The sequence below is a fragment of the Komagataeibacter kakiaceti JCM 25156 genome (assembly GCF_000613305.1).
Map to the genome: position 1 here is coordinate 1 of NZ_BAIO01000072.1, position 8,721 is coordinate 8,721.

Sequence of the window (8,721 nt, forward strand, 5' to 3'; positions counted from 1 at the left end):
CGCGCGCGGCGGCGGGAATGCCGGCCGCAGATAGACCGGATCCCCCACCAGCGCATGGCCCGCATGGGCGAAGTGAACCCGGATCTGGTGCGTGCGCCCGGTGGCCAGCCTGCATTCCACATGCGCGAGCCCACCGTGGAAGGTGTCCAGAATACGGTAATGCGTCAGCGCGGCCTTGCCACCGCCATTGGCAATGACCGCCATGCGTTTGCGGTCGCGCCGGTCACGCCCGATCGCGCCATCGAACGAACTGGGCGGGAGAGGGGATGCCCCAGCATATGGCCTGATAGGCCCGGTCGATCCGCCGTTCGGCAAAGGCGAGGGATAGCGCCTGATGCGCCATTTCGGTCTTGGCCGCGACCATGATGCCCGATGTGTCCTTGTCCAGCCGATGCACGATGCCGGGCCGCTTTTCCCCGCCAATGCCAGTCAGTCCCTCGCCGCAATGGGCTAACAGCGCGTTGACCAGCGTGCCGTCCTCATTGCCCGGCGCGGGATGCACGACCATGCCCGCGGGTTTGTCCAGCACGATGAGGTCGCGGTCCTCGAACAGGACGGTCAGGGGCAGATCCTGCCCCTGCGGCGTGGCGGGGATTGCGGGGGGGAGATGAATTTCATAACACATTCCCGCCCGCACCGGTTCCGCCGGATCGCGGAGCGGACTGCCATTGCGCGACAGGTGGCCACTTTCCATAAGGGCCTTGACGCGCGAACGTGACAGCATGGGCATCGCACTGGCAATGAAGCGGTCGGTGCGCTGGCCCGCGTCATCCGCCGTGGCGATGACAGGGGCAGGGGGGGCGGTGTCGGTCATGGCATGTGTCTATCGGAAAAAACGGTATTCGGGAACGGAAAGCACATAATGGAAAAACAGGGATCGCGCGCGCTGTTGGCTGCGGTGATCGGTATGGGGGTGCTGCTGTTCGTCGGCTCCCTGGGGCTGGTGGGCGTGCTGGTGCACCGGATGATGCACCCCCGCGCCGAGACGGCCCATCTGGCCGCGCCCGCGCCCGCGATGGTCGCGGCGGGTAAGGGGGAATATGGTGACCTGATGCTGGATGAACCATCCGGCACCCGCATTGAATCCGTCGCGGCGCGCCCGGATGGCATGGTCGTGGCCGTACTGGCGGGGGGGGATCGTGCCGGGCGGGTCATCATATGGGATCCGGCGGGCAGGCGTATCGTGGCGCGTCTTGTGCTGGCCCCCTGAACCGGGGCGGCAGGAAAAACGGGCGGTGCCCATTCTTGCCCTTGCAATGGGCGGCGGGATCACATAGAAGCGGCGTCGGCCCTGGTCCCGTTCGTCTAGAGGCCTAGGACACCGCCCTCTCACGGCGGCAACACGGGTTCGAATCCCGTACGGGACGCCATTGATATTCCAGCAAGCGGAATATCCCGCAGGATGGGCAATTCATTTCATGCCATGATGGAACGTGACAGGCAGACATTGCCCTGCGCGGCCCGTGTTCACGCCGCTTTCCTGCCCATGACTGGTATAGTCACCCCTGCGGCGGGTCAGATCCTAATTGCGGGTTGTCTATGTTATTGATAACCGTGATCTTATCTTGATGAATGTAGGGTAAGGGACGGTAATTTTCCTGAATTCCCGCCTGTTATTATTGTACAGAATATAAATTTATTTTCGATTTTCCCTATTAAAATTCATTAATGAAATGGAAACCCGGAACTCCCTGAAAATATCAATGTTTATCCGGGGCTCCTGAGAAGGATTGTTTTCCTGAAAGACGTTTCTGGTATCAAGGATGGAGTTCAAGATGACCGAGGACGAAAGCAGGCGCGCACCCTTTTCCACCCCGGCGGAACGAATGAAAAGCCTCTCGGTTACGGCGATACTGGTGCTGTTGATCACTGGTGTTACGCTGCTCAGCCTGTTCGTGCTTTATGTCATGCTTCCTGATTTCTGAATAATGTCATTGCCGGTTCCTGTTTCCATGTATCCGGCAGGGCTGACAGCGCCATAGCCCGGCCTCGCTACCGTGACCCGCGTAATAAACCCTCATGTTTCGCGACTGATCGACCATTTCTGGTGGTGTGATTGTGTATTGTTGGCGTCAGATCAAATAATACATGTTCAGTGCATGCGTGAAATTTTCGATATTCAAAAAAATAATAATTGTTAATGTCAGGATCATGATGACGGACGTCCCGTCAGTACGGGCGTGAGCGATCCGGGATGGAAACCATTTTTCCGGATTGGGCGGGGGATATGAACGCAGGATATGTCGCGGCCCCGAAAACGTTTCTTTTCCGGATTTTTGGTTCTGTATTGTATATACCTGAATATCATAAATATATGGGAAGCCGGTGGGGTATGAATACCAGAGGCACGGTTATCTGTCGGATATGAGGATTCAAAACCGCATCCTGCTGAATGAATAAAATTAAATATTAAATTGAGCATGTGATTTATAATTTATATAAATCAGGCACATAATCTGCCGATTAAAAAATACTCCCGGCATGTGCCCGATAATGTTGAACAGGCATGCTTTTTTGAGAATAGATGCAATCCATTTATTCAAAATATCCTGTTTATATTCGGAATATTTGAGAAAAATGTAGGTTTGTATTCCTAATATTCTTTATTTGTATCGAGAAATGTGAGCGGTAATGTGGCATTTGAATGCGGACGCATTTATTCCTGTTTCACGGCACCGCGCGGGTCAAATTCCTTAAAACATTTGTAAAAACAGTATGTTGTTAAAATATCCCGCCAGATGTTTCACACGCGCCCATGCATCATGCACGTCAGGGGCGGGGATCTGGTTCGGCATTTTTTTTTCTGCTATAAGATCTGTATTCGAAAATAAATATCCTGGAGTCATGTATTGTGAATGCGCTACTGGCGGGCCTCACACTTTTGATCATTGGCGACAGCCATGTAACATTCAAGGACTCCCTTCTTTCCATCCTGCCAGACGAATTCACCAGACAGGGCGCCAAGGTCATCACCTACGGCGTATGTTCCTCAACCGCCGCGGACTGGGTCGTGCCCAACCCCAATAACGGCTGCGGCGCGGCCGAGCGCATCGGGGATGAACCGATCGGCGCGCCGGATATGAAGCCCGCGTCTCCACCCCCCATGGCGTCGCTGCTTGAAAAATGGCACCCGACTGTCGTCATGGTGGTGCTGGGCGATACGATGGCGGGATACGGCCAGAAAACGATCTCGCAGGAATGGGTGGATGAACAGATCAAGACCCTGACCTATACCCTGGGCAAGACCGCGTGCATCTGGGTCGGGCCGACATGGGGGCAGTACAGCCCGCGTTATGGCAAGACCGACCAGCGGACGCTGGAAATGGCCGCGTTCATGAAGCAGGAAGTCCCGCCCTGCACCTATATCGACGGGACGGAGCTTATGAAGCAGGGCTCGGTCAACACCATTGACGGTATCCATGCCACCGCCGCCAGCTATCAGGTCTGGGGCGACGCCATTGTAAAGGCGACGCTGCCCGTACTTGAAAAGATCAAGCGGAAGAACCCGCCGCCGGGCAGTAAGGCGCATGGCCGGACCGCACCGCCAGAACGCGGTGCGCCCGGCCGGTAGAATGGCGGTATTTCATGGGTATCCGGTTATGAGTCAAAGGCAGGCGGCAGCGCGGGCGCGCGGCATGTGGCGGCAGATCCTCCACAATGAATTCTTCCCCACGGACCGGCGGCGCGATATCGACGGCCTGCGGGGGCTGGCCATTGTCTTCGTGGTGCTTTTCCATGCCGGGTGGCTGGATGGCGGCTTTATCGGCGTTGACATCTTCATCGTCATTTCCGGTTATTTCATCGGGCGTTCCGCGCTGATCCAGCAGCCTTTCCAGCCCATGCGCTTCATCAGCCGCCGCCTGTACCGGCTGCTGCCCGCGCTGTTCTGCATGGTCGCGGCCATATCGGCTGGCATGTTGTGGTGGGTGCTGCAAAGCGACCGCGCCGATATCGCGCTTAACGGGGCGTACGCGCTGGTCTACCTGTCCAACATATGGGCGGCGGGTCATGTCGGGTATTTCGAGGGGCAGAGCATTGCCTACCCCTTCCTGCATACATGGTCGCTTTCGCTTGAGATGCAGTTCTACCTCGTCATTTTCCTCATCGCGCTGGTGCTGCCCTACACCCACCACCGCAACAGGGGGCTGGTCGCGATTTTCCTGCTGTCGCTGGGGTGCAGCCTGTACAGCAACCATACCGGTCATTCGCAGGCCTATTACAATATTCTGGACCGCCTGTGGGAGTTCTCCCTGGGCACGCTGATCTGGATCATGCCCCGCCCGCGCTTCAGCCGCGCGGTGTCCAACATCATCTGCGGCCTTGGCGTGGCCTTTCTGTTTTACGCGGCCTTTTTCTACCCGCTCAGCTTCGCCTGTCCGTCCTACATGATCGCCCTGCCGTGTCTGGCGGTCATGGCCATCATCATGTGCCCGCAGCATGATGTCGCGCGCATGTTGCTGGTGCCGGTTTCCCCTATGGGTGTTATTTCGTATTCGATATATCTGTGGCATTGGCCAGCCATCGTGATGGCGAACTACCTGTTGATGTTTCAGGTCCATGGCCTGGTTATGGGGGGTGTGCTGGCGTTGGTTATGGTCATAAGCCTGCTCAGCTACGTGGGGATCGAGCGGGTTTTCCTTGATTATGAAGGCCGTGTGACGCCATCTGTCCGGAATTGCGGCGCGCTGGCGCTGGTGGGCCTGTGCGCGGGGCTGGCGGGGGTGCTGTCTTACGTGTCGTTCGTGTCACGTGTGCATTAAGGACCACAGGCCCCCTGTGTCCTGGGTGGTGCGGTCCGTCCGCATGCCCATGTCCAAGGGCATGTGCAATGTAACGCTGCTGTGCGGTGTTGCGTTGGGCATGCCTTTGGGCATGGCGTGTGCCGATGATGGCGTAGCCCCGGCGTCCGCGCAGGTCGCGCAGGCGGGTGTCGCCGCGGGGAACGCGCCTGTGCCTGAAAACGCGGTGCTTGAGCTGCTGTTGCGCAAGGCGGAGTACTGGATCGGCCAGCAGGCATATGACAGGGCGGCCGAGGTGCTGCGGGAAGCGCGCGGCATCGCGCCGGACAGCAGCCGGGCGCTGTACGATCTGGGCCGCATCCAGGTCGGGACGGGGGATACGGCGGCGGCGAACCAGACACTCAGGCAGCTTTCGGGCCGGGGGGATGGCGCGTCGTATGTCAGCATGCTCAATGCTGAAATCAGATACGGCAAGCCCGACCCACGGGCACTGGCCGAGGCGCGGCATCTGGCTGAAACCGGCAAGATGATGCAGGCCATGTTCAGGTACAAGGCCCTGTTCAAGAATGGCGACCCGCCGCCGGATCTGGCGCTGGAATATTATCGTGTGCTGGGTTCCACCATCCTCGGCTATCAGGAGGCGCGGACCAAACTGGGTGAATATGTCGCCCATAACCCGGATGATCTGGATGCGCGTCTGGCCTATGACCGGATCCTGACCTACCGCATCACCAACCGTGAACTGGGGCTGGATGACCTGAAGGTGCTGGCCCGCACCGCCAGTTCCACCTCCATCCGGCAGGATGCGGCGGCGTCATGGCGTCTTGCCCTGACATGGGAGCCGATAACGGGTTCGAGCATACCGTTGTACCGGGAGTGGCTGGATACCCACCCCGATGACGCGGAGATACGCGATCTCCTGCAGAAGGCGCAGGAAACGCAGGCTGTCATTGATGCGGCCACCTACCGTATCGAGGGCTACAGATCCCTGTCCCTCAAGAACTATCCGGCCGCGGCCCGCAGTCTGGAGCAGGCGCTGGCGCTCAATCCCAACGACCCGGATACGCTGGGCGGGCTGGGCGTGGTGGCCGAAGGGGAACAGCGCCCGGAGGACGCGAAAAAGTACTTTGCCCAGGCCGTCGCGGCCGATCCCGCGCCCGACAGCCACTGGCGCACGGCCCTGCAGCATGTCTATACCGGGGTGGGGCCGGACCCGCTGGTCAAAAGTGCGCAGTCCGCCATTGACGCAGGGCGTCTGGGCGTGGCCCAGGACGAGATCAACCGCCTGCGCCGCCACCCCGGCGCGACCGAGCCGGCGCTGTTCCTGCAGGCGGCGCTGTACCGCAGGCAGGACCGGCTGGATGACGCCGTGCGGGTGTATCGGGAACTCCTGCATCTTGCCCCCCATAATGTCGAAGCGCCCTATGACCTCGCCTATGTGCTGATCCAGCAGGGGCGGGGGGATGAGGTCGATGACTGATCGGGCTCGTGGCGCGGACGGAGCCACGCCGGGCCTCGCTCCTGCGCGGCATGCAGTTGCGCTACGCGGCGGCCCGGACGGATGACCCGATGCGGCGCATCACCCTGCTGCGCGGCGCGCTGGTCCATATGCCGGATGACCCATGGGTCCGTCTCGAACTGGGTAACGCGCTGTACGACAGCGGGCAGGTCGTGCAGGCGGACGCCCTGATGCAGCCGTTGACCAGCGGGCATGATGTGACCGACGAGGCTATCGAGGCCGGTGTCCTGTACGCGGTGGCGCATCATGACATCACCACGGCGGCGCGGCTTTACGCCCGGCTGCCCGCGTCCGCCCGCACGCCCGCCATGGTGCAGGCGGAACGCCAGATCCGCCTGACACAGATGGTCCGCGCCATCGACCCCCAGGCGCCCGATTACCGGGAGCGGCTCATGGCGCTGGCCAACGCGCCAGACCCCGATGGAACGCTGGGCACGATTATCGCCATCGCCTTCCTGGATCATGGCGATCCCGGCGCCGCGCGGAAGGTGCTGCAACACGAGGACCAGATCACCCCCGACCCCGAACCGGAGCAGAAGCTGGATTATGCCGGAACGTCACTGCGCATGGGCGCGCTGCCGGACGCACAGGCCTACCTGACGGCGTTTGACCAGCTTGCGGCACAAAATCCCGCGGACATCACCAGTGACCAGAAGCGGGTGCGCCGGCAGGTCGAGATCGGCATGACCATCATGAAGTCGGACCGGCTGAGCCACGCGGGCAGAACCGGTCTGGCGGAGAGGCTCATGCTGCCCCTCGTCGCGGCCAATCCCGATTCGGCGGAAGCCATCTGGCCCTGGGCCGTGTTTACGAGATGCAGGAACGCGCGGGCCGCGCGCTGCGCGAAGATCTGGTCGCGCTGAAGCTGCGCCAGAACGACCGCGATATTCTGGCCTCCATCGTGCGCGATGCCACCGGGGCGAAGGACATGCCGCTTGCGCATGAATACATGCGCCGCCTGACCCGGCTGGCCCCCGACAGTGCGGTTACGTGGGAAGTGCGCTCGGACATTGACCGGGTGGAAGGACACCCCAGAAAGCAGCTTGCCGATCTGGAACGCGCGCGTGACCTGGAGTGCCGCAGCAGCCCGGCCGTGAAATGCAACGCGCCGGGCACGTTCGTGCCCGATTATGCCTGGCCGGAGATCGAAGGTGAGCATACGGGGCCGAAGGCGGTCACGCTGCCCGCCCGGTATTCCTATGTATCCGGTGATACGGTGCTTCAGGCCACGGAGCGCGACATCGCCTACCTGCGTGAATCCCTCGCGCCGCAGATTGACGCGAATGTTTATGTCCGTGGCCGTACCGGCGCGCGCGGGCAGGGGCAGATGACGGAACTGTCCGCGCCGGTCACGGGGACGTACCCGCTTTCCTCTGGCGCGGACCGGCTGACCTTCTCCATCACGCCCACGTTCCTGTTCACGGGCAATCCCGGCCAGACCACCAGCGCCTACAACCCGAGTACCTTCGGCACGCAGGCCGTCAATGGCGGTACGACCCGGGATCATTACGAATACAGGGCGTCGCGCTGGGCGTAAGCTACAGCAACCGGTGGTTCACGGGCGATGTGGGGTCATCCCCGCTGGGCTTTCCCATCACCAATGTTGTGGGCGGGGTCGAATTCGCGCCGCAACTGACCCGGCATCTCAGGCTGCGGATCAGCGGTGGCCGCCGCATGGTCACGGATAGCGAACTGTCCTATGGCGGCATGACCGACCCCGCGACCGGGCGGACATGGGGCGGTGTCACCCGCATTTTCGGCCATGGAGCGCTGGAATACGCCACCTCGTCATGGACGGCCTATGTCGGTGGTGGTGGCGCCTATCTGGAAGGGACAGACGTGATCGGCAATACCGAAGGGGAAGCCGGGGCGGGCGGGAATGTAAAGGTCTGGAATCTCAAGGACCGGCAGTCGCTGCGCGTGGGGCTGGATCTGATGTATTTCGGGTATGAACGCAACACCTACTTCTTCACGCTGGGGCAGGGGGGCTACTTCTCCCCCAGCGCATATTACGGGGCGATGGTGCCGGTGGAATGGTCCGGCCATGCGGGGCGGTGGAACTGGTTCCTGCGTGGCGAGGCGGGTTACCAGAACTACCATGGCGGCGGGTCGGCCTATTACCCGCGCAACCCCGGCCTGCAGGCCGAACTGCCGCAGGGAAGGGGGACTTTCGGCGGCGGCGGGGCCAGTGGCCTTGCGGGTAATTTCGGGGGGCGGCTGGTCTATCAGCTTACACCCCGGTTCCGTCTGGGGGTGAACGGGGGCTACACGCGCGCGGGGAGCTGGTCGGAAGCCACCGGCATGCTGCTGTTCCATTATGCCTTCGATGCGCCGGACACCGCACGGGGCGCGGGATCATCGCGCCTGTCGGTTGATGAGGACTGAGCCGCCATGGCCAAACGCAGACAATGGCTTGCAAACACGACCGGCCCCGCTCTCGCCGCCTGCGCGCTTGTGGCGCTG

General features: G+C 61.2%; 8 protein-coding genes, 1 tRNA gene and 1 pseudogene. 9 read left to right on the top strand and 1 reads right to left on the bottom strand.

From position 1 onward, the window contains the following. Window positions 1-814, bottom strand: a pseudogene (locus JCM25156_RS22105) (RluA family pseudouridine synthase); the annotation flags it as partial. A 48-nt stretch (window positions 815-862) separates the two neighbouring features. Here JCM25156_RS22105 and JCM25156_RS28730 point away from each other — a divergent pair. The 9 genes from JCM25156_RS28730 to JCM25156_RS27120 all read left to right on the top strand — a co-directional run bounded on the left by JCM25156_RS28730 (window position 863) and on the right by JCM25156_RS27120 (window position 8,643). Continuing rightward, entirely contained in the window at window positions 863-1,210 is a 348-nt protein-coding gene (locus JCM25156_RS28730) for a hypothetical protein (protein WP_025812527.1), read from the top strand. An 84-nt stretch (window positions 1,211-1,294) separates the two neighbouring features. Then, a tRNA-Glu gene (locus tag JCM25156_RS06455) sits at window positions 1,295-1,370 on the top strand. 405 nt (window positions 1,371-1,775) lie between these two features. Further along, on the top strand, window positions 1,776-1,925 hold the full coding sequence (locus tag JCM25156_RS29370; RefSeq protein ID WP_159104974.1) for a hypothetical protein: 150 nt from the start codon (window positions 1,776-1,778) through the stop codon (window positions 1,923-1,925). 926 nt (window positions 1,926-2,851) lie between these two features. Next, complete coding sequence (locus JCM25156_RS06470) at window positions 2,852-3,571, top strand: SGNH/GDSL hydrolase family protein (RefSeq protein WP_025812528.1); 720 nt, start codon at window positions 2,852-2,854, stop codon at window positions 3,569-3,571. 64 nt (window positions 3,572-3,635) lie between these two features. Then, window positions 3,636-4,760, top strand: a complete 1,125-nt coding sequence (locus tag JCM25156_RS06475; RefSeq protein ID WP_242402514.1) for an acyltransferase family protein — start codon at window positions 3,636-3,638, stop codon at window positions 4,758-4,760. Window positions 4,761-4,785: 25 nt separating this feature from the next. Further along, window positions 4,786-6,219, top strand: a complete 1,434-nt coding sequence (locus JCM25156_RS27105) for a tetratricopeptide repeat protein (protein WP_148299346.1) — start codon at window positions 4,786-4,788, stop codon at window positions 6,217-6,219. 8 nt (window positions 6,220-6,227) lie between these two features. Beyond that, window positions 6,228-7,121, top strand: coding sequence for a hypothetical protein (locus JCM25156_RS27110; RefSeq protein WP_051577490.1), 894 nt, complete (start codon window positions 6,228-6,230; stop codon window positions 7,119-7,121). Beyond that, on the top strand, window positions 7,073-7,795 hold the full coding sequence (locus tag JCM25156_RS27115) for a hypothetical protein (RefSeq protein WP_051577491.1): 723 nt from the start codon (window positions 7,073-7,075) through the stop codon (window positions 7,793-7,795). Before JCM25156_RS27110 ends, JCM25156_RS27115 begins: the two co-directional genes overlap by 49 nt. Continuing rightward, window positions 7,771-8,643, top strand: a complete 873-nt coding sequence (locus tag JCM25156_RS27120) for a cellulose synthase subunit BcsC-related outer membrane protein (RefSeq protein ID WP_084296468.1) — start codon at window positions 7,771-7,773, stop codon at window positions 8,641-8,643. The genes JCM25156_RS27115 and JCM25156_RS27120 overlap by 25 nt, the downstream gene beginning before the upstream one ends. Window positions 8,644-8,721 lie beyond the last annotated feature (78 nt).

What these genes read in the sequence shown, in the direction of transcription:
- JCM25156_RS27115 (WP_051577491.1), top strand. Translation starts at nt 7,073, where the DNA reads ATGCAGGAACGCGCGGGCCGCGCGCTGCGCGAAGATCTGGTCGCGCTG.
- JCM25156_RS06475 (WP_242402514.1), top strand. Translation starts at nt 3,636, where the DNA reads ATGTGGCGGCAGATCCTCCACAATGAATTCTTCCCCACGGACCGGCGG.
- JCM25156_RS29370 (WP_159104974.1), top strand. Translation starts at nt 1,776, where the DNA reads ATGACCGAGGACGAAAGCAGGCGCGCACCCTTTTCCACCCCGGCGGAA.
- JCM25156_RS28730 (WP_025812527.1), top strand. Translation starts at nt 863, where the DNA reads ATGGAAAAACAGGGATCGCGCGCGCTGTTGGCTGCGGTGATCGGTATG.